The sequence below is a fragment of the Tistrella sp. genome (assembly GCF_002684955.1).
GTDB classification, from domain to species: Bacteria; Pseudomonadota; Alphaproteobacteria; order Tistrellales; family Tistrellaceae; genus Tistrella; species Tistrella mobilis.
The window spans coordinates 116,039-136,508 of the sequence record NZ_NYWI01000067.1 but is presented as its reverse complement, the minus strand read 5'-3'; the positions used below and the strand labels follow the sequence as shown (position 1 = coordinate 136,508).

Annotated in this window: 17 protein-coding genes; 9 read left to right on the top strand and 8 right to left on the bottom strand. The window is 68.2% G+C overall.

Translation table 11 applies throughout. The features are described 5' to 3' along the window. Positions 1-50: 50 nt before the first annotated feature. Positions 51-878, top strand: a complete 828-nt coding sequence (locus tag CMO28_RS20885) for an ABC transporter ATP-binding protein (RefSeq protein ID WP_296716496.1) — start codon at positions 51-53, stop codon at positions 876-878. After that, positions 875-2,680 carry an AMP-dependent synthetase/ligase gene (locus tag CMO28_RS20880; protein WP_296716493.1) on the top strand — a complete coding sequence of 602 codons (1,806 nt, stop codon included), beginning with the start codon at positions 875-877 and terminating at the stop codon, positions 2,678-2,680. The genes CMO28_RS20885 and CMO28_RS20880 overlap by 4 nt, the downstream gene beginning before the upstream one ends. On the opposite strand, the gene CMO28_RS20875 is transcribed toward CMO28_RS20880, so the two are convergent. The 5 genes from CMO28_RS20875 to CMO28_RS20855 all read right to left on the bottom strand — a co-directional run bounded on the left by CMO28_RS20875 (position 2,658) and on the right by CMO28_RS20855 (position 8,865). Then, a complete protein-coding gene (locus CMO28_RS20875) occupies positions 2,658-3,260 on the bottom strand; it encodes a hypothetical protein (RefSeq protein WP_296716491.1) in 603 nt (200 codons plus the stop codon). The genes CMO28_RS20880 and CMO28_RS20875 overlap by 23 nt on opposite strands. A gap of 231 nt (positions 3,261-3,491) precedes the next feature. Continuing rightward, the gene (locus CMO28_RS20870) at positions 3,492-4,772 is read right to left on the bottom strand and encodes a cytochrome c (protein ID WP_296716488.1); all 1,281 of its coding nucleotides are present in this window, start codon (positions 4,770-4,772) and stop codon (positions 3,492-3,494) included. Then, positions 4,769-5,341, bottom strand: coding sequence for a (2Fe-2S)-binding protein (locus tag CMO28_RS20865; RefSeq protein ID WP_296716484.1), 573 nt, complete (start codon positions 5,339-5,341; stop codon positions 4,769-4,771). Before CMO28_RS20865 ends, CMO28_RS20870 begins: the two co-directional genes overlap by 4 nt. Then, on the bottom strand, positions 5,338-8,133 hold the full coding sequence (locus CMO28_RS20860) for a molybdopterin cofactor-binding domain-containing protein (RefSeq protein ID WP_322111394.1): 2,796 nt from the start codon (positions 8,131-8,133) through the stop codon (positions 5,338-5,340). Before CMO28_RS20860 ends, CMO28_RS20865 begins: the two co-directional genes overlap by 4 nt. A gap of 528 nt (positions 8,134-8,661) precedes the next feature. Beyond that, a complete protein-coding gene (locus tag CMO28_RS20855) occupies positions 8,662-8,865 on the bottom strand; it encodes a DUF1127 domain-containing protein (protein WP_014748361.1) in 204 nt (67 codons plus the stop codon). A gap of 513 nt (positions 8,866-9,378) precedes the next feature. Here CMO28_RS20855 and CMO28_RS20850 point away from each other — a divergent pair. Together CMO28_RS20850 and CMO28_RS20845 are read left to right on the top strand one after the other, a co-directional pair. Further along, positions 9,379-10,599, top strand: a complete 1,221-nt coding sequence (locus CMO28_RS20850; protein ID WP_296716475.1) for an ABC transporter substrate-binding protein — start codon at positions 9,379-9,381, stop codon at positions 10,597-10,599. Positions 10,600-10,776: 177 nt separating this feature from the next. Further along, positions 10,777-11,226 carry an Rrf2 family transcriptional regulator gene (locus CMO28_RS20845; protein ID WP_296716472.1) on the top strand — a complete coding sequence of 150 codons (450 nt, stop codon included), beginning with the start codon at positions 10,777-10,779 and terminating at the stop codon, positions 11,224-11,226. 3 nt (positions 11,227-11,229) lie between these two features. Here the strand turns inward: CMO28_RS20845 and rtcR are convergent, their stop codons facing one another. After that, the gene (gene rtcR, locus CMO28_RS20840) at positions 11,230-12,837 is read right to left on the bottom strand and encodes an RNA repair transcriptional activator RtcR (RefSeq protein ID WP_296716470.1); all 1,608 of its coding nucleotides are present in this window, start codon (positions 12,835-12,837) and stop codon (positions 11,230-11,232) included. 196 nt (positions 12,838-13,033) lie between these two features. On the opposite strand from rtcR, the gene CMO28_RS20835 reads away from it, so the two are divergent. Then, positions 13,034-14,275, top strand: a complete 1,242-nt coding sequence (locus CMO28_RS20835) for an RtcB family protein (RefSeq protein ID WP_296716468.1) — start codon at positions 13,034-13,036, stop codon at positions 14,273-14,275. Between the two features lie 104 nt (positions 14,276-14,379). Beyond that, positions 14,380-14,754, top strand: a complete 375-nt coding sequence (locus CMO28_RS20830) for a VOC family protein (RefSeq protein ID WP_296716466.1) — start codon at positions 14,380-14,382, stop codon at positions 14,752-14,754. A 9-nt stretch (positions 14,755-14,763) separates the two neighbouring features. Here CMO28_RS20830 and CMO28_RS20825 read toward each other — a convergent pair whose 3' ends face one another. Beyond that, complete coding sequence (locus CMO28_RS20825) at positions 14,764-16,170, bottom strand: SLC13 family permease (RefSeq protein WP_296716464.1); 1,407 nt, start codon at positions 16,168-16,170, stop codon at positions 14,764-14,766. Positions 16,171-16,305: 135 nt separating this feature from the next. Between CMO28_RS20825 and CMO28_RS20820 the strand changes: the two genes are divergently transcribed. The 3 genes from CMO28_RS20820 (at position 16,306) to CMO28_RS20810 (ending at position 19,414) form a co-directional block, all read left to right on the top strand. After that, positions 16,306-17,247 carry a LysR family transcriptional regulator gene (locus CMO28_RS20820; protein WP_296716462.1) on the top strand — a complete coding sequence of 314 codons (942 nt, stop codon included), beginning with the start codon at positions 16,306-16,308 and terminating at the stop codon, positions 17,245-17,247. Continuing rightward, the gene (locus tag CMO28_RS20815) at positions 17,226-18,095 is read left to right on the top strand and encodes a LysR family transcriptional regulator (protein WP_296716460.1); all 870 of its coding nucleotides are present in this window, start codon (positions 17,226-17,228) and stop codon (positions 18,093-18,095) included. The genes CMO28_RS20820 and CMO28_RS20815 overlap by 22 nt, the downstream gene beginning before the upstream one ends. 149 nt (positions 18,096-18,244) lie before the next feature. Then, on the top strand, positions 18,245-19,414 hold the full coding sequence (locus tag CMO28_RS20810) for an MFS transporter (RefSeq protein WP_296716458.1): 1,170 nt from the start codon (positions 18,245-18,247) through the stop codon (positions 19,412-19,414). Positions 19,415-19,484: 70 nt separating this feature from the next. Here CMO28_RS20810 and CMO28_RS20805 read toward each other — a convergent pair whose 3' ends face one another. Beyond that, positions 19,485-20,468, bottom strand: a complete 984-nt coding sequence (locus CMO28_RS20805) for a branched-chain amino acid ABC transporter permease (RefSeq protein WP_322111398.1) — start codon at positions 20,466-20,468, stop codon at positions 19,485-19,487. Positions 20,469-20,470: the final 2 nt, after the last annotated feature.

The following is a 20,470-nucleotide window of genomic DNA, read 5'->3' as shown; positions in this document are numbered from 1 at the left end:
CGGCCCGGGACCCTGTGCCCGGGCCGGCCACAGCCACCGGGGCCCTGCCGATGACGTCAGCCTCTCCCGATCCTCTGCTCGATATCGAGAACATAGAGGTCGTCTACAATCACACGGTGCAGGTGCTGCGCGGGCTGTCGATCCGCGTCGCCCCCGGCGCGATCGTGGCCCTGCTCGGCGCCAATGGCGCCGGCAAATCCACCACGCTCAAGACCGTGTCCGGCCTGATCCGGCTGGAGAATGGCGGGCTGACCGCCGGCCATGTCCGCTTCCGCGGCCGCGAGGCCTGGGGGCGGGAACCGGATCGGCTGGTCCATGACGGGCTGTTCCATGTGATGGAAGGCCGCCGGGTCTTCGAGGATCTGACGGTCGAAGAGAACCTGATCGCCGCGACCTATGCCCGCAGCGCCGGCAGTACCGGTTCCACCGACGACGCGCTGGCCATGGTCTACGGCTATTTCCCGCGACTGAAAGAGCGGCGCAAGGGGCTGGCCGGCTATCTGTCGGGCGGGGAGCAGCAGATGCTGGCCATCGGCCGGGCGCTGGTGGCGGAGCCGCAGCTGATCATGCTCGACGAGCCGTCGCTGGGCCTTGCCCCCATGGTGGTGGAAGAGATCTTCTCGATCGTGCTGCGCATCAACCGCGAGCGCGGGGCGGCGGTGCTGCTGGTGGAACAGAATGCCGCCATCGCGCTGGCGGTGGCGGATTATGCCTACATCATGGAAAGCGGCCGGGTGGTGATCGACGGTACGCCGGCCCAGCTTGCCGCCAATCAGGACGTGCAGGAATTCTATCTGGGCCATGGCGGCGAGGATGGCGGCGGCCGGTCCTTCCGCGACATCAAGCATTACAAGCGGCGCAAGCGGTGGCTGTCATGACCATGGCGATTCCGACCCTGACCATGCCCCAGATGCTGCGCGAGCATGCCCGCCGGCAGGGCGACCGGCTCGCGATCCGCCAGAAGGATTACGGCATCTGGCAGCCGATCACCTGGGCCGGCTATTTCGCGCGCGCCCGCGCCTTCGGCCTGGGGCTGGAGGTGCTGGGGGTGGGCGCCGGCGGCCATGTCGGCGTGCTGTCCGAAAACCGCGCCGAATGGGTGATCGCCCAGCTGGGCACCGGCATCATCGGTGCGGTCACCGTCGGCGTCTATCCGACCAGCCCGGCGGGGGAGGTGGCCTATGTGCTTGCCCATGCCGATGTCGACGTGGTGGTGGTCGAAGATCAGGAACAGGCCGACAAGGTGCTGGAACGGCGGGCGGAGCTGCCGCGGCTGCGCCGGATCGTGGTCGTCGACATGCGCGGCCTGCGCGGCTATGACGAGCCCGACCTGATCCCCTTCGACGAGGTGGAACGGCTGGGCGCCGAACGCCATGCCGCCGATCCCGGCCGGGCCGATGCGCTGCTCGATGCCCAGACGCTCGATGATACCGCGCTCATGATCTACACCTCGGGCTCGACCGGAAAGCCCAAGGGGGCCGTGATCACCTATCGCAACATCACCCATGTCGTGCCCGGGCTGGTGGCGCGGCTGCATCTGGACGGCGAGGCCTCCAGCCTCAGCTATCTGCCGCTCTGCCATGTCGCCGAACAGGCGATGACCAATTTCGCACCGCTCTATCTGGGCAGCCGGATCTCGTTCGGCGAAAGCCTGCGCACGGTGCAGTCGGATCTGCGCGAGGTGGCGCCCAGCTTCTTCATGGGCGTGCCGCGGATCTGGGAAAAGCTGCACGCCGCGATCCATATCAAGATGGCCGAGACCGGCGGCTGGCGGAAGGCGCTGTTCGACCGGGCGGTCCGCGACTGCACGCCGCTTGCCTGGAAGCCGCGCCGCGACTGGACGCTGGCCCAGCGGCTGCGCTTCGGGCTCTGGTATCTGCTGGTGTTCCGGGCGCTGCAGAACTTCATCGGCCTGCGCCGGGCGCATGTCGCCATCACCGGCGCGGCCCCGATCTCCCCTGAGATCCTGCGCTTCTTCCGCACCATCGGCGTGCCGCTGGTCGAGGCCTATGGCCAGACCGAGACCTCGGGCGTGGCCATCGGTCAGGCGCCCGAGGATGCGCGCCCTGGCATGGTCGGCACCGCCGTCGAGGGGGTGGAGGTAAAGCTCGACCCCGCCACCGGCGAAATCCTGGTGCGGGGCGGCTCGGTCTTCGCCGGCTATTACAAGAACGAGGCCGCGACCCGCGACACGATCCGCGACGGCTGGCTGCACACCGGCGATGTCGGGGAAGAGGTCGACGGCCATATCCGCATCGTCGACCGGATCAAGGACATCATGATCACCGCCGGCGGCAAGAATCTGTCGCCGACCGAGATCGAGAACGCCGCCAAATCCAGCCCCTATGTCAAGGAATGCGTGGTGATCGGCGACCGGCGCAAATACGTCGCCGCCCTGATCCAGATCGATTACGACACCGTCGCGCGCTGGGCGGAAGAGCAGGGCATCGCCTATACCACCTTCCGCTCGCTGGCCGAAAACCCCAAGGTCCGGGCCCTGATCGAGGCCGAAATCGCCCGTGCCAATGCCGGCCTCGCCCCGGTGTCGCAGATCCGTCGCTTCCATCTGCTGACCAAGGAACTGGACCATGACGACGACGAAGTGACGGCGACCATGAAGATCCGGCGCAGCAATGTGTACAGGAAGTACACCGACGTCATCGAGACGCTATACGCCTGAGGCGCTGGCGCGTCGCCTTGGGCGGCGGTTGGCAGAACGGCACCCTGACCTGCTCTCTCTTTACCTCGTTGATGCGCTGCGTGACGTAGGAGGATCCGCCTGTGATTGATGTGTAACATATTTTGTAGTCGATCTTGCGCAAGGCCCTCAGGAAGACGGAGGAAAGGTGGCGGACCTGTTCTTCCTGGGGATAGGCCCTGGTGATCTGTTCTATGTTTACCACGGAGAAGACTATTCGCTTGTCGCCGGACGGTATGACGCCACGTGCCGAGAAATTCGATTTCGGACGAGCAGACTTGAAGGTTTCCATCAGTGTTTTATCTGTGGAGCCCAGTGCCTTGTAGAAAAATTCATAATACTCAACCGCCCATTCATCTGCCTCAGGTGTTCCGGCGACGTCAGCGGCGAAACGTAGTTCCCTGTTTTCAAAGCTGAAAGTCACCGTCTTGATGATTGCTGGGCCCGGCCCTGAATTCCGGACCTCCATAAACAGTTCTCGCCCATTGGTCGCGACCGTCAGGTATGGCTGTATGGAGGCTTCTTTGTACGTCCGCTCCAGGCCTAAGGTCGTCCAGGACACGAACAAACTCAGCCCTGCGAACAACAGGGAGGCCAATGAAACATATATCGATATACCGCTCTCTGATTTTGCCCCGCCTGGCGGGTCAGGGGACACCCGTTTACCTGGACGGTGCTGCAAGGGCATTCTACACCCCATCTCAACGAGAATAAGAGCGACCCGGGCACTCTGCTGAGTATATGGCGTATCCCTTCAAAAGGAAAAGGTGTGACCCCTCGTTTTGTGGGCCGCTCAGCGTGACCCCACCTCCGCCATCCGCTCTGCGGTGACGTCGCCGGGCTGTCCGCCCCAGCGGCGGCGCAGATAGTTGACCAGCGCCGCCATCTCGCCGTCGTCGAGCAGATCGCCGAAGGCCGGCATTTCCTGCATCCGGCCGGTGCCGGCGAGCGGGCGGGCCGGAATGCCGTCGCGGATCACCTTCACCAGATTGCGCGGGTCCTGCAGCATGGCGGTGGTGTTGGTGGCAAGCGGCGGCGAGGCGGCGGGGTGGCCTTCGCCATCGGCCCCGTGGCAGCCGGCGCAGAAGCCCAGATAGATGTCGTGGCCGGGGTTCTGCGTATGGCCGGTCGTGACCGGTTCGGGCCGTGTCGGGGGCGGGGCCCCGTCGGTCAGATAGGCGGCGATCGCCCCCACATCCTCTGCCGTCAGATAGCGGGTGGAATGGTGGAGCACCGGATACATCCGGAAGGTCATCGTGCCCTGGGGCGAAAGGCCGGTCGACAGGAAACCGGTCAGATCTTCCGCCGTCCAGCCGCGGGCCGAGAGGCCGGCCGGGGTGATGTCGGGGGCGAGCGCACCTTCGATCACCTCGCCCTGAAGATGCCGGTCGTCCTCCATCGCATAAGCCAGGTTGCGGGGGGTATGGCATTCGCCGCAATGGCCCAGCACCTCGACCAGATAGCGGCCGCGGGCGTGATCGCCGGCCGGTGCGGCGCTGCCCGCAGGCGGGGGCAGATCACCCGGCTCGGGCCGGAAGATCAGGTTCCAGAAGGCGATCGCCGGCCGGATGTTGAAGGGGAAGGCCAGATCCGGCGGCCGGTTCGGCTTCTCCACCGCCGGCAGGCTGGCGAGATAGGCCGAGAGCGCATCCACATCCGCCCGGGTCATGGCGTGATAGGACGTATAGGGCATGGCCGGATACAGCCGGCCGCCATCGGGGAGAATGCCGTAGACCAGCGCCCGATAGAGATCGTCCGCGCTCCAGCCGCCGATGCCGTGATCGCGCGAGGGCGTGATGTTGGTGCCGTAGATCGTGCCGACCGGGGTTTCCATCGGCAGCCCGCCGGCATAGGCGCGGCCATCCTCGGCCACATGGCAGGCGGCGCAGTCGGCGGCACGGGCGATGTAGCGGCCCCTTTCCACCAGCCGGGCGCGCTGGCCCGCATCCAGCCGGGCCGGGTCCACCGTCGCAGGCGGGATCGGCCCGGCGCCGGTCAGCAGCGGCACCGCCACCACCGCGACGACCACGACAACGACCAGGGCAAGCGCCCCCAGAATCAGCCGCCGCCTCATGATCCGTCATCCCGTTTGCCCGCCGGCCGGTCGGTGGTCAGCCCCGGCGTCGACAGGATCACGTCGCGCACCGCGGCCAGATAGCGGACATAACCGGTGCAGCGGCAGATATGCCGGTCCATGCCTTCCAGAACCACGCGCTCCACATCCCGGCGCGGCACCGGCTCGCGGGCCAGGCGTTCGATCAGCACGGTCGCGCCGTTGACGAAGCCCGGGGTGCAATAGCTGCACTGGAAGGAGAAATGGGTCAGATAGGCCTGCTGGATGGCAGAAAGCGCCAGGCTGCCATCCTCGTTCCGCCTGGCATGGCCTTCGACCGTGCGGACCCGCGCCCCATCCAGATGGGCGACGCCGGTCACGCAGCTGGGCACCGCCCGCGACCGGCCGTCGGGGCGGTCCAGGATCACGGTGCAGGCACGGCAGACCCCTTGACCACAGCCATAGCGCGTGCCGGTCAGGTTCAGATATTCCTGCAGGAATTCAAGCAGCATCAGGTCTTCGGGCACCTCGACCGGGCCGGTATCCCGGCCGTTGACGGTCAGCCGCACCGATCTGGTGGCGGGGATCACAGCAGCACCTCCCTGATCTTTTCGGGGCGGATCGGCAGGTCGCGGAAGCGGTGACCGATCGCATGGGCGATGCCGTTGGCGATCGCCGCCACGATCGGGATCATGGTCACCTCGGCGATGCCCTTCGGCGGATCAGTCGGCGAAAGCGGCGGCAGCACCTGGCCGGTCTGCGACCAGACCGCGACATCCGATGCACGTGGCAGGCGGTAGCGGTTGAAGTTCCAGGTGCCGTTGCCCGGCCCGTCCTCGTACAGCGGCAATTCCTCGAACAGGGCATGGCCGATGCCCATGGCGATGCCGCCCTGCAGCTGGCCCGAGACCAGCTCGGGCACGATCATGTTGCCGCATTCCATCCACGAGTGGTGCGACAGCAGCCGGACCTCGCCCGAACCGCCATTCACCGACAGCTCGACCAGGGTTGCGACCGGCGCGTAATAGACCACGGCGGCATTGTTGCGCTGGACGGGCGGGTAGAAGACCCGCCGGCGGGGCTGGAAGTCATAGCCGCCATCGCCCCGGCGCAGCGCCAGCGCATCGATCGGCCAGCGGTGGGTGCCGTCCTCCAGCTCGAACTCCGCCTCGGTCCAGGACCAGCGGTTGAAGGTATGGACCACGACGCCGGTCACCAGCCCCATCTGATGGGCCCGGGCCGCCAGCCTGGCCAGCGGCAGCGGCTCCAGCGAGGCCGCGACCAGCAACCCGTCGCGCCAGACCGCCTCCTCGCGCCGGATCGCGAGCGGCGCCGCCTGGCCGCCGCCGATGCCCTCGCGCCAGATCGACAGCGCCGCCGGCCACAGCCCGCGTTCGAACAGGATCCGCGCCGCCTCCCGCGTTGCATGCGACAGGTAATAGGCCGAGTTGGAGGCGCTGCGCGGCGAGGTGATCCGCGGTACCCAATGGGGATCGCGCGCCGCCTGATCCTGCGCCGCCTGCGACATGGTATAGGGCTCGTCATTCGAGGTAAGCGGCAGTTCCGGCCAGTCGGTCACCGCAAATTCGGCATCATGGGCCGGCCGGCCCAGCCAGTCCGCCACCACCAGCATCTGCGACGAGGTCGACCCGTTGCCGATCTCGTTGCAGACATGGCGAAGATGGATATGGCCGTCGGCGCCCAGCGCCACCCGGGCGATCGCCGCCTCGGCGCCGGTGCCGTAATCCTTCTGCACCGCGGCGAAGCCCACCCCGTAGTGATGACCGGGATGGTCCTGGTCGTGCAGCCGCTTGCGCTCGTGCCGTTCGGTCCAGAGCGGGTGGCGGGCGGCGGCCTCCAGCAGTTCGCCTGCCCTGAGCAGCCCGGCCGGCACGGCGCCCTGGGTGTTCTTCATGCCCGCGGTCAGCAGGTTGCGCCGGCGCAGTTCGATGGCGTCCAGCCCCAGCTCGTCTGCGATCTCGTCGACCAGCATCTCGGTCGCGCTCATCGATTGCAGCGTGCCATAGCCGCGCATCGACCCGGCCGTCGGGGCGCGCGACGCCTCCACCCGCACCGACAGGTCGCTTTGCGGAAAATAGTAGATCGACTGCGCCGCACTTGCCGCGACCTCGCCCACCGAGGGGCTGAAATTCATCCGCCCGCCGCCATCGCCCAGCAGATCCATGCGCAGCGTATGGAACTGCCCCGTCCGGCGGTCGACCGCGATCGCGGCATCGATCCGGAAGGGGTGGCGCTTGATCGCGGTCTGGAAATGCTCCCACCGGTTCAGCGCCAGCCGCACCGGCCGGCCATCGGCGTAAAGCGCGGCCATGGCCGCGTAATAGGGCAGGGAATGATGTTCCTTCTGGCCGTAGCCGACGGTGTAGCCGGCATTGAAGCGCAACTCGTCCAGCCGGAACCGGCTGGCCCGGACCATGGCGATCACATGGGTGGCGTTGGTATAGGGCGACTGGGTGCCGGTCACCAGATGCAGGCGCCCCGCGGCCGGGTCATACCAGGCATTGCCGTTGTCGGGTTCCCGCGCCGCCGGGTCGACATAGGGCGAATGATATTCCCGCCGGAAGACCGCAAGATCGTGGTCGGCGCCCTCCAGGCTGCGGGCGATCTCTTCTGCGGCGTGCATGGCGCGCGCCGCCGCATCCCCCTCTGCATCGGCCGCCGGCCAGTCGTTGCTGTCGGCGGGCGGGCGCAGCACCGTGCCGGTCATGGGGGAATAGATGTCGGGGGCGAAGGGGGTGGCCCCGCCGATGCGCACGAAGCGCGCGCGGCCATAGGGCGGGCGGGTCTGCACCCCCGTCTCCCGGCCATAGCGGATGGCATCCTCGTTGAACTGCAGCAGCTGCTTCGCACGGCGGAAGCGCGGATAGTCGTGATAGATCAGCAGCGCCACCGGCTGGCCCAGCAGAGGCGGTATCTCCCCGGATCTGAGCAGCAGGTCGCCATAGAAATCGGGCTCGGGCATGGCCACGCCGTCGGCCGCAAGCTCGGCCGCGGTGACCAGCCGGTCGGGCGCAAGTTCGGGCGGCAGCATCGACAGGTCGACACCCTCGAACACCCGGTCGGCCCGGGTTGCGCGCAGCAGGAAGGCATGGGCCTGGGTCTTCGGCCAGCCGGGCATGTCCCGGGCGCGGATGTCGACCGCGAACACCTTGTCGCCGGTCACCTTGCGGATGCCGTCATGGCGAAAGCGGATGCGCCCCGACTCGTCCAGCCAGTCGGGCGGGCGGGTGCTGCGTTCGGGGATCATCGCCCCCAGGGCCTGGCCCAGCGGCATGACCGATGCGGTCACCCCCGCAGCGGCGGCGGCGCGCAGAAAATCCCGGCGCGAGATGTCCGTCGGGCGCGACACGTCCCTCTCCATCCCTGAAGTGCACTCAACGGGCCGGCCGCAGGAACGACACGGATCCCGTGACATGCCAACCTCAGGGGCGGCGATCGGGTTCCATCGGCAGGGATGCGGAAAGCGAGGAGAGGAGGGGAAGGGCGGGCAAAAAAAACGGCCCCGACGGGGGAAGCGTCGGGGCCGTGATGCGGTGACCGGTCCGTCTTGCGGCCCGGCGATGCGGCCCCTTGGGGAGAGGGGCGGACGGTGGGGCCGAGGGAGGGCGGCCGGACCGTCGTCAAGGCATCGCGGGGCAGGTCGCAAGTGGGGAACGACCGGTCCCGTCGGCGTCGCGCAGCACTCGGGCCTGAGGGAGGGCAGGCGGAGGCGCAGCAGACGCCGGGCTGGGGTCGGGCCGGTTGCCGAGGGAGGGCGGCAGCGGCCCGGGCAGGCTGAAGCGGGGGAAACGCTTCAGTTATCGCATCGGGATCCGGGGGAGGACGGTTCCAGATGCGAAGCTTGTTTCAGGCGCGATCTCCGGCTATATCCACAGCCGGGCTCGCTGGATCACACGCCGTAGCCGGCAACCTCGTGACCCTGGCGACCATGGGTCGCGACCGAGCGGATCTCGCCGCGCGAGATGCCGATATCGGCCAGCATGCGGTCGTCGAGGGACTTCAGCTCGGCATAGGTCCGACGCTCCAGGCGCCACCGGATCATCCGGGCAACAACGTTCTTCAGCGAGATGACGCCAGGGATGAAGGCGGTCATGACAGGTCTCCTAGGGGCTGCGCCGTCTTCGCTGCCGGGCCGCTCGACCGGTCGCATCCTGAAGGTCTTTCGGGGCTGCGTGCTTGGGGGGCTCGGTCGGGGCGCCTGAGCTGCGGCGGCGCATCGTGTCGTTTCGATGAGCTAGAGATACGCCTGATCGATCGGTTTCGGGAGGGGTCCATTTCGCACTGCAACAATGCAGCTTCTGCATGGCACCAGACCCGTGCGCGATCTGCATGGCTTTCCTATCAGGCGTAAGGCGAGTTTCCCCGCTTCTGGTTCCGCGCTCAGCCGTGCATAATGGCCCCAGCCCGAGCCCGGGGAGGCCGGGACAGGCGGCCCGCGCGGGAGAGATGGCGCAGGGCTTTCCTGCTCCGGAACGACGGCTCGCGGTGGTCGGATCCGGGCCGGCCGGTTGCCGAAGGTGACCGCCCAAGGCCCCCGCCGGACGCCGCGGCACCCGGGTCGTCGACGCATGATGTTGGATCGCAACCAGAAAAAGATGGGGAAGCGATGAAGCTCAATCCGATCCGGACCGCCACTGCGGCCGTTGTCGCCTCGATGATCGTCGCTGCGGCGCCGGCCTGGGCCGCCGGAGCGAAGATCGGTGCTCTGATGCCGCTGACCGGCGACCTTCAGGCCTATGGCGTGGCCTCGGTGACCGGCTCCGAGCTTGCGATGGAAGAGATCAACGCGCAGGGCGGCGTGCTGGGCGGCAAGCTGGCCCTGGAAGTGGCCGACACCCAGACCAACGCCCAGGCGGGCGTGGACGCGGCGCAGCGTCTGGTCTCGGTGGCGGGTGTCAACGCGATGGTCGGCGCGCTCTCGTCGGGCGTGACCATCCCGGTCGCCACCACGGTCTCGGCGGCGCGCATGGTGCCGCAGATCTCGCCGGCTTCGACCTCGCCGGTGATCACCTCGCTCGACGACAAGGACTTCCTGTTCCGCTCGGTGCCGTCGGATGCGCTGCAGGGCACGGTGATGGGCCAGCTCGCCGCGAACGAGGGCTACAAGACCGTGTCGGTGATGTACATCAACAACGACTACGGCCAGGGCCTGGCGGAAGAATTCGCCAAGACCTTCGAAAAGGGCGGCGGCAAGGTTGCGGCCTCGCTCGCCTTCGAGCCGGGCAGCGCCTCCTATCGTGGTGAGCTGACCAATGCCGCCAAGGACGGTGCCGAGGCGCTGGTCCTGATCGCCTACCCTGAGAACGGCACCACCGTGGTCCGTCAGGCGCTGGAAGAGGGGCTGTTCACCAAGTTCGTCTTCTCCGACGGCCTGAAGGCGCCCGAAATGTCGCAGGCGATCGGCGAGGAATACCTGAAGGACACGGTCGGCATCGCGCCGGAAGCCGTGGCCGACAGCCCGGCGGCGGCGAAGTTCCGCACCGCCTACGAGGCGAAGTTCAAGCAGCTGCCGCCCAAGCCCTATATCGACACCACCTATGACGCGGTCTATGTCCTGGCGCTGGCCATGGAGAAGGCCGGCTCCACCGACGGCACCAAGATCCGCGATGCGCTCCGCGAGGTCGCCAACGCCCCCGGCGAGAAGATCCTGCCGGGTGAGTGGGAAAAGGCGGTGAAGCTGATCAAGGAAGGCAAGGACATCGATTATGTCGGCGCCTCGGGCTCGCTTGATTTCGATGCCGCCGGCGACGTGTCCGGCACCTTCGCGATCTACGAGTTCAAGAACGGCACCGTCGAGACCCGCGAGATCGTCGAGCCCAAGCTCTGATCGATCCTTCGGGATACAGACCTGACGACAGGCGCGGCGGCCGGGCAACCGGCCGCCGCGTCTTATTGTCCGGGGGAGGCGTCCTGGGCCGGATGCCCCTGGCATATAGACGCATTCGGGATATATCTTAGAAAGCGGCTCCCGAGGGGCCGGCACCGCCGCCACCGGAGCACGCCGATGCGCCTGACCACCTTTTCCGACTATGCCCTGCGCAGCCTGATCTTCGTGGCGGTGGCCCCCGACCGGCTGGTCACCATCGGCCAGATTGCCGAGGCCTACGACATTTCCCGCAACCATCTGATGAAGGTGGTCCACCAGCTGGGCCGGCTCGGCTATCTGGAAACCGTGCGTGGCAAGGGCGGCGGACTGCGCCTGGGGCAGGCGCCCGAAGACATCCGCATCGGCGCGGTCCTGCGTGAAACCGAGCGCGACAGCGCCCTGCTCGAATGCTTCGACACCCACGGCAATTGCCGCATCCTGCCCGCCTGCGTGCTGCGCGGCGCCCTGGCCGAAGCGGCCGAAGCCTTCTATGCCCATATGGACCGCTACACCCTGGCCGACCTCACCCGCCCGCGCTGCGACATCGCCAGCCTGCTCGGCCTCGACCGCGCGACCGACGCGGCCTGACGGTCAGTCCGTCAACGCCTGCACGCTCGACCAGTCCAGCCCGAACCGGGCCAGATATTTGCGCAACCGGTCGGCGTCGTTTGGCGCGGCTTTCCGGGCACGCGAGGCTGCGAACAGGGCCCGCCCGGCGGCGCTCAGGCTGGGTGTGCTGCGGCAGATACGCACGACCTCGGCCAGCTGGACCCGGTCGAACGGGTCGATCTCCGCCAGCCGTGTCTCGCCCAGCAGGCCCGGCAGCGGGTCCTCCCGGGCCGAAGCAGACCTTCGCTGCCAGGCCCGTTCCAGTCGCTCGATCTCTTCCGCCACCACCTCTTCGGTGATCCGCCCGCCGGGGGCGAGGGTTGCCATCCGGGTGACTGCGGCGCCGAGGTCGCGGAAATTCCCCGGCCACAGCCCGCCCGGGCCGGTGGCGAAGGCCAGGAAGCGCTGCCGGGCCTCGCGACTGAACGAGACCTGGCGGCCTTCCCGGACACCATGACGGCGTAATTCCTCGTCGAGATTGGGGTCGATGTCTTCGGGCCGGCGGGCAAGCCCCGGCAGGTCGAAGCTCCAGAGGTCGATGCGGGCAAGCAGATCCTCGCGGAACCGGCCTTCCGCCACGGCGGTGCCGAGGTCGCGATTGGTGCCGGCGATCAGCTGGAACCGGCTCGCCGTGTCGCGATCGGCGCCCACCGGCAGAAAGCGGCCCTCCTCGATCGCGCGCAGGATCATCGCCTGTTCGTCCAGCCCCAGTTCGCCGATCTCGTCCAGAAACAGCAGCCCGCCATCGGCCGCGCGCAACAGCCCGGCCCGTTCGGCCACCGCCCCCGTGAAGGCGCCGCGGACATGGCCGAACAGGGCCGACATGGCGCCGTCACCGCGCAGGGTGGCGCAGTTGACCTCGACGAAGGCGCCATCGACCTGTCGGCGCTGCTTCTTCAGGTCGAAGATCCGGCGGGCGAGGGCGGTCTTGCCGGCGCCGGTCGGGCCGGTCAGCAGGATCGGCGCGGTCGAATGCAGGGCCACCCGTTCGATGCGCTCGATCAGCCGGTTGAAGCCGGGATTGCGGGTGTCGATCCCGGCTTTCAGGAACGAGGTACGCTCGCGCCGTTCCTGCCCGAAGCGGCCGGCGATGCGGTCATAGCGCGCCAGATCGATGTCGATGATGGTGTGGCTGCCGAAACCGCCCGGCCGTTCCCTGGCCGGCGGCGGCGACACCTGGATCAGCCGTGCCGGGATGTAGCGCGCTTCCACCAGCAGGAACCAGCAGATCTGCATCACATGGGTGCCGGTCGTCATGTGGATCAGATAGTCCTCGGCCTCGGTGTCGAAGGGAAAGCTGCGCGCGAAATCATGCAGCAGGCCATAGACCTCTTCGAAATCCCAGGGATCGCGGATCGTGACCTCTTCGGGGTGCACCTCCACCCGGGGCGCGATCAGGTGGATATCATCGACAAGCCGCGCCACCAGTTTACGGGCAGCGGCCCCGTGCAGAAGATGCAGCCGGTCGATGCCGATCCCCGGCTGCTGGATCAGCGAGATTGTCGGCCGCCAGGCCTTCCAGCGATGCGGGCCGGCCGCCACATCCAGCGTGGTGCCCACGAACCCGATCACGACCCGGCGCTTCGACATGGTCTTATCCTGACGTATAACTTCCGAGATGACAGGATCATATCCGGCCGGGATGCCTCTGCCCAGCCGGTGCGACCTCTGGCCATCAGGCCGTTACAAAGCAAGGGCTTGGGTGGATTTCCCTCGCGCAGGGCCGGTCTGGCACGCGCCTCGCAAAGAGCGCCACGCCACCTTTCGCAGTTGAGGACCACCTCCGATGGCTTTCGATCTTCTGGCACATCGCTACGAACCCGCCCGCGACCGGCCGGCCGCACCGGTCAAGATGTGGACCCGCGGCGTGCCGGTCGATGAATTGTCGATGCGGCAGCTGCTCAACACCGCCTCGATGCCCTTCATCCACAAATGGCTGGCGGTGATGCCCGATGTCCATCTGGGCAAGGGCGCCACCATCGGCTCGGTGATCCCGACCGTGGGGGCGATCATCCCGGCTGCGGTCGGCGTCGATATCGGCTGCGGCATGATGGCGGTGCGCACCTCGCTCACCGCCGATGATCTGCCCGACAGCCTGGCGGGCATCCGCTCGGCGCTGGAAGCCGCCGTGCCCCATGGCCGCACGGTCGGGCGGAAGAAGCGGGATGTCGGCGCGTGGGGCGACGATCTGCCGCCGGCGGTGACGAAGGCCTGGGCCGGGCTCGATGCCGGCTATCGGGCGCTGATCGCCCGCCATCCGGCCCTGGTCAAGGGCAATGCCATCGTCCATCTGGGCACGCTCGGCACCGGCAATCACTTCCTGGAAGTCTGCCTGGACGAGGCTGAGCGGGTCTGGGTCATGCTCCATTCCGGCTCGCGCGGGATCGGCAATATGATCGGCACGCGGTTCATCGATCTCGCCAAAGAGGATATGCGCCGCTACCACCTGGATCTGCCCGATGCCGATCTTGCCTATCTGCCCGAGGGTACGGCGCATTTCGACGACTACGTGATGGCGGTGGAGTGGGCGCAGCATTTCGCCCTGACCAATCGCCGGGTGATGATGGACCATGCCGTCGCCGCCCTCCGGAAGGTGATCACGCGGCCTTTCGATGCAGCGCTGGAGGCGGTGAACTGCCACCACAACTACGTGGCACGCGAGTGGCATTACGGCCGCGAGGTCTGGGTCACCCGCAAGGGGGCGGTGCGTGCGACCGAGGGGCTCCTCGGGATCATCCCGGGGTCGATGGGGGCGAAATCCTTCATCGTGCGCGGCAGGGGCAACCCCGAAAGCTTCTGTTCCTGCTCCCATGGTGCCGGGCGGGTGGTCTCCCGCACCGAGGCCCATCGCCGCTTCACCCTCGACGACCATCTCCGCGACACCGCCGGGGTCGAATGCCGCAAGGATGCGGGCGTGCTCGACGAAACGCCCAAAGCCTATAAGGACATCGATGCGGTCATGGCCGCTCAGGCCGACCTCGTCGACGTGGTGCACACCCTGCGGCAGGTGGTCTGCGTGAAAGGATGACATGTCCGACGATGTCTCCCGGGCTGTTGACAGACCCTGTCAGCAGCCCGGGCGCATGATCCCGTCAGGGCGGCTCATCGGGGGCTGCCCGAACGGGAGCGGGAATGATGACCCATCCGAGCTATGCGCTGCTCTATGTCGCCGACCCGGCGGCCAGTGCCACCTTCTATGCCGATCTCTTCGACACCCGCCCGGTGGATGTGTCCCCGGCCTTCGCCCTGTTCGCGCTGGAGGGCGGCATGATGCTCGGCCTGTGGGCGCGGTCCGTGGTTGTGCCGGCGCCGTCTGCGGCGCCGGGCGCATCCGAACTCGGCATCCGCATGGCCGATGATGCCGCGGTGGATGCCGCCTTCGCCGACTGGCAGGCCCGTGGCATCACCATCGCCGCGGCGCCGATGAAGCAGGGCTTCGGCTACAGCTTCATGGGCCTCGACCCCGACGGGCACCGGCTCAGGGTCTATGCGCTGGCCGGCGGCTGACGGCGCCGGTCAGATCACCCCGATCACCCGTAGCCACAGCACCTGCAACGGCCAGAGCACCAGAATGGTGACGATCGCGGTCAGCAGGCAGAGCTTCGCCACATCGCGGATCGGCAGCCCGCCGATCAGGATCGCCATCATCAGCGGCGGGGCCTGATAGGGCAGGATGACGGTCGAGAAGCCCATCACCTGCGCCGCCAGGACGGCGGGGGTGGCAAGGCCGGTGGTGGCGGCGAGGTCGCCGGTGAGCGGGGTGAGGATGGCGGGCACGCCGGGCAGGGTGGTGGCCATCGCCACCACCGTCGCCAGTCCGCCGGTGCGGAGGAAGTTGCCGGCGGCATCTCCCGGTTGCAGCCCCACGGCATCGAGCAGCACGGCGGCCAGCCAGTCGCCGAGCCCCGCATGCACGATCAGCGCACCGAGCCCGATGACGCCGCCGGCATAGAAGATCGGCTCGATGTTCAGGGTCTGCAGGGCGCGTGGCGGCAGAAAGGCGAAGCGCGGGATCAGGCAGATCACCGCCACCGTCATGCTGACCCAGGCGGGCGAGATGTGGTGCAGCGCGTCGGTCATCCAGAAGCCCAGCGCCACCAGCAGCACCAGGGCCAGCCGGCGCTGGTCGCGGGTCATCGGTGCCGGGCGGTCGGGGCGCGTGACCGGCTTCTGCGGGCCGCGGCCGTAGAGGACCAGCAGTACGGCCGCCAGGACCAGCGTCTTCAGCAGCCCGAGCACCGGGAAATTGGTCACCAGATAGGTGGAGAAGCTGGGCACGGGCGCACCCGCGGCTTCCAGGATGCCGACCATGATGTTGTTCGGCACATTGGCCGGCAGGATGGTGAACGAGGGCAGGAAGGTTCCGATCACCCCCGCCAGCATCATGCCCGCATGCCGGCGGTCGCCGGGCTGATGGCCCAGATGTTCGCCCAGCGCCGCCAGGATCGGCAGGATCAGCACGATCCGCCCCATGGCCGAGGGCATCAGGAAAGCCATGACCAGGCCGAAGGCGAGCGCCCCCAGCAGCGCGCCCCGATAGCTGGTCCCGACCCGTCGGGCCAGATGGCCGGCGATCCAGGCCCCGAGCCCGTTATGGCGGACGGCCACCCCGATCACCAGCCCTGAGAAAATCAGCCAGAAGGCCGAGGAGGTGAGCCCTGAAAAGATCACCTCCGGCGGCGCCAGCCCGGTGAGCATGGCGATGGTGAAGAAGCCGAGTGCGGTCACCGATTCCGGCAGCAGCCCGGTTGCCCAGAGGCCGAGGGTCATCACTACCAGGGTCGCCGCCGGTGCCGCGGCGGGCGACAGGCCGCCCGGTGCCATCCCCGCCTCTGGCAGCAGGCGGATGGCTGCGCTCACGATCAGCAGCAGGCCGGCGATGACGGCGGTGACGAGCGGCGGGCGGGCAGCGGTGGCGGACATGGGCGGGCAGGTCTCCGGGCAGGCGGGGAACGTCGGGAGGATTTCCTTATCCGCATCATCGCGCAAGCCGCTGAAACTTGACCTGCCCTGTGCGTGAATGCACAGATGGAGATGAACCTTCCGGAGGCGGGCAGGATGGCGGCAGGCATGGGCTGGGACGATCTGAGGCTGTTTCTGGCCGTCGCCCGCGCCGGCAGCCTGACGGGGGCCGGCCGGGCCCTGGGTGTGCGCCATTCGACGGTGCTGCGACGGATGGCGGGGTTCGAGGCGCGGCTCGGGCTCAGGCTGTTCGATCGCGGGCCGGGCGGCTATGCGCTCACCGCCGCCGGCCGAGAGCTGCTGGAGGAGGCGGCGGAGGTCGAAACCCGGCTGGTGGCGCTGGAACGGCGGCTGTCGGGCCGTGATCAGCGGCTGACCGGCACGGTGCGGATCGCGACACTCGGCGCGCTGGCGCCCTGGCTGGCGGAGGCGCTGGCGGCGTTCCGGGGGCTGCATCCCGGCATCCGCACCGAGATTGCCATTTCCCATGAAACCGTCAGCCTTGCCAGGCACGAGACCGATATCGCGATCCGGATCAGCCGCAACCCGCCCGACAGCCTGATCGGCCGGCGGATCGCGACCCTGGTCCACGGCATCTATGGCGCCCGCGATCGTCTGCCGCTGCCGCCGGGGGCCGCGCTTGCCGAGGCCCCCTGGGTGACCTATGCCCGGGGCCGGGCGGATCTACCCCAGGCGCGCTGGGTGGCGGCCAATATTCCCGACAGCCAGGTCGTGCTGCGCACCGACCATACCGGCATGCTGATCCAGGCGGTCAGGGCCGGGATCGGTCTCGGGCTCTTCGCCTGCTATCTCTGTGATGGCGATCCGGGGCTGGTGCGGTTGCGCACGCTCAACGGGCTGGGCTTTGACCTCTGGATCCTGACCCATCCCGATCTGCGCGACACGCCCAGGGTGCGGGTGTTGATGGATCATCTGGCGGCGGCCCTCGTGGCCCGTCAGCCGGCCCTGACCGGCCAGATGCCGGCCATGGATCGGCAAGAGCGGGGGGAGGGAGAATGGACGGGCTCGGCAGGCTGACCCTGTTCCTGCAGGTGGCGGAAGCGGGCAGCTTCGTGGCGGCCGCGCGCCGGCTCGGCATTTCCGCCTCGGCGGTGGGCAAGGGCATCGCCCGGCTGGAGGAGCGGCTGGGTGTCACCCTGTTCCGCCGCACCACCCGCAGTCTCAGCCTCACCGATGAGGGGCTGCTGTTCCTGGAGCGCTGCCGGCGGATCCTGAGCGAGATCGAGGCGGTGGAGCTGGAACTCGAACGGCGGGCGACCACCCCGCGTGGCCGGCTGCGTGTCGCCCTGCCGCTGGTGCATCACCTGCTGCTGCCGGCGCTGGCCGCGTTCAACGCCGCCCATCCCGGGATCGAACTGCATCTCGATTTCTCAGACCGGCTGGTCGATCTGGTCGAAGAAGGTTTCGACGTCGCCATCCGAACCGGGCCGCTGGCGGATTCCCGGCTGAAGAGCCGGTTGATCGGCCGCTTCCGTCTGATCCTGGTGGCGGCCCCGGACTATCTGGCCCGCAACGGCATGCCCGCAGGGCCGGATGATCTGGCGGATCATCTCTGCCTGCATCACCGCTTCGCCCAGACCGGCCGGCTGGAGCCCTGGCCGGTGCCCGAAACCGTACCACTGCCTGAAAGCGTGGTCGCAACCACGGTGGAGGCCCTGCTGCATCTGGCGCTGGCCGGGCGCGGCATCACCTGCCTGCCGGATTTCACCGTCGCCGCCGATCTGGCGGCCGGCCGCCTGGTTCAGGTGCTGCCGGACAAGGCGGTGCATGACGGGGTGATGCAGGCGGTCTGGCCGGCCAGCCGTCAGGCCTCGCCCAGGGTGCGGGCCTTTGTCGACATGCTGCACGATTATCTGAAGACCTGATTGCGGACAAATCTGTCCGGTAACTCAGGCCTGCCGGCCGGTTTATTCCGGAGTGGTGCCGGTGTCAGATGGGGCGATGTCAGATGGGGCGGTGCCAGATGGAGGCACGCAGCCGCGTCTTCCTCAGACATCTTTCCGCAGGGTCCGACATGACGACATCATCCCAAGCCAGGCTGCCGCTCGGCGGTCTGCTCGCGCTCGCGCTTGCGAGTTTCATCACCGTACTGACCGAGGCGCTGCCGGCCGGATTGCTGCCGGGCATCGCAGCCGGGTTCGACATATCCGAGGCGCTGGCCGGGCAGATGGTCACGGTTTATGCCCTGGGGTCCCTGCTCGCTGCGGTGCCTGTCACGCTTGCAACCCGTGGCATGAGGCGGCGGCCACTTCTGCTGGCTTCAGTTGCAGGTTTTGTTGTGGCCAACGGGGTGACGGCGGTTTCCGGCGATGTCACCCTCACGCTCGTTGCACGCTTCGCGGCCGGGGTGGCGGCCGGGGTGCTCTGGGCGCTGCTTGCCGGCTATGCCGCACGCATGGCGCCCGAGGCGCTGCGCGGCCGGGCGATCGCCATCGCCATGGCCGGCACACCACTCGCCCTGTCGCTGGGGGTGCCGGCCGGCACTTTCCTGGGGGGCATCATCGGCTGGAGGGCGAGCTTTGCGCTGATGAGCCTGGGGGCCGCGCTGCTGATGGTCTGGATCCGGCTGGGCGTCCCCGATTTCCCCGGCGAGCCGGCCGGCCGGCGGGTGCCGGCGTCCCGGGTGCTGGCCCTGCCGGGGGTGGCGGGCGTGCTGGCCGTGATGATGCTCTATGTCCTCGCCCACAACCTGCTTTACACATACATCGCACCTCTGCTGGCGCTTGCCGGGCTGGGCACGCGGGTCGATCTGGTGCTGGCGGTCTTCGGCCTGGCCGCCATCCTCGGCATCTGGGCAACCGGGCTGGTGGTCGACCGGCATCTCCGCCGGGCAATGCAGCTCAGTCTCTGGGGGTTCGTGCTCTCGGCCATTCTGCTGGCGGCGGGCAGTGACGCTGCGGTGGTCGTGGCAGCCATCGGCCTCTGGGGTCTCGCCTTCGGCGGGGCCGCGACCCTGTTTCAGACCGCACTCGCCCGTGCCGCCGGGCCCGCTGCCGATGTCGCCCAGTCCATGCTGGTCACCGGCTGGAACCTTGCCATCGCCGGGGGCGGGCTGGTCGGCGGCCTGCTGCTCGACCTTCGGGGGCCGGACGTCCTGGGCCCGGTGGCCCTGGTGCTGCTGCTGCCCGCGGCCGCCATTCTGGCCGGTGCGCGCCGCCACGGCTTTCCCGGGGCGATGCGCTGACCTTCAAACGCAACCGGGGACGGATGCCGTGGCATCCGTCCCCGGGGTCGTGCGCGACCGGTGGGCGTCGTCAGCGGACCTCGCGGCGATGGGCCTTGGGGTCGGCCTGGGCGGTGCGCCCGGTGCGGTAGAGCCGTTCTTCCGACAACAGGCCGGCCGGACGGGTGAGCAGGATCACCTGCAGCAGCACGCCGATCAGCAGCAGGCGCAGCGCACCCGCCTGGGTCGTCAGGCTGGCCGGCAGAACCTGGCTGATGATGAACTCGCTGCCCGACCAGATGACCCAGATCACCAGCGCGCCCAGGATGGCTCCCTTGTTGTTGCCGCTGCCGCCGGCGATCAGCATCACCCAGATCAGGAAGGTGCCGACCTCGGGCATGAAGGCTTCGGAACTGATGAAGCCGATGAAATGGGCGTAGAGCCCGCCGGCAAGCCCCATGATCGCCGCGCCGAAGACGAAGGCCTGGATGCGGAAGCCGACCACATCCTTGCCGGCCGCCGCCGCGGTGTCCTCGTTCTCGCGGATCGCGCGGAGCACGCGGCCCCAGGGGGCCTTGCGGGCGCGTTCGATCGCCAGATAGACCAGCACCACCAGCACCAGCACCATCGCCAGATAGGCGAGTTCGAAATAGCCGCTGTCGAAGAAGGGCCGCGGAATGCCGGGAATGCCGCGCACGCCGTTGGTCAGCCAAGCCTCGTTCTTCAGGAACAGGCGGACGATTTCGGCGATGCCGATGGTGGCGATCGCCAGATAGTCGGCGCGGAGGTTGAGGCAGATCAGCCCGATCGCCAGGCCCAGCAGGCCGGCGACGATCATGCCGCCGATCAGCCCGATCGGCAGCGGCAGGCCGAAACCGCCCAGATAGCTGCCGCCGCTGTCGGGCCCGGTCAGGATGGCCGAGGTATAGGCGCCGAGCGCATAGAAGGCGACGATGCCGAAATTGAACTGGCCCGACAGGCCCCACTGCACGTTCAGCGCCAGGCAGACGATGGCATAGATGCCGACCGAGGTGAGGAAGAAGACCGCATAGGTTTCAAGACCACCCATACCCATCA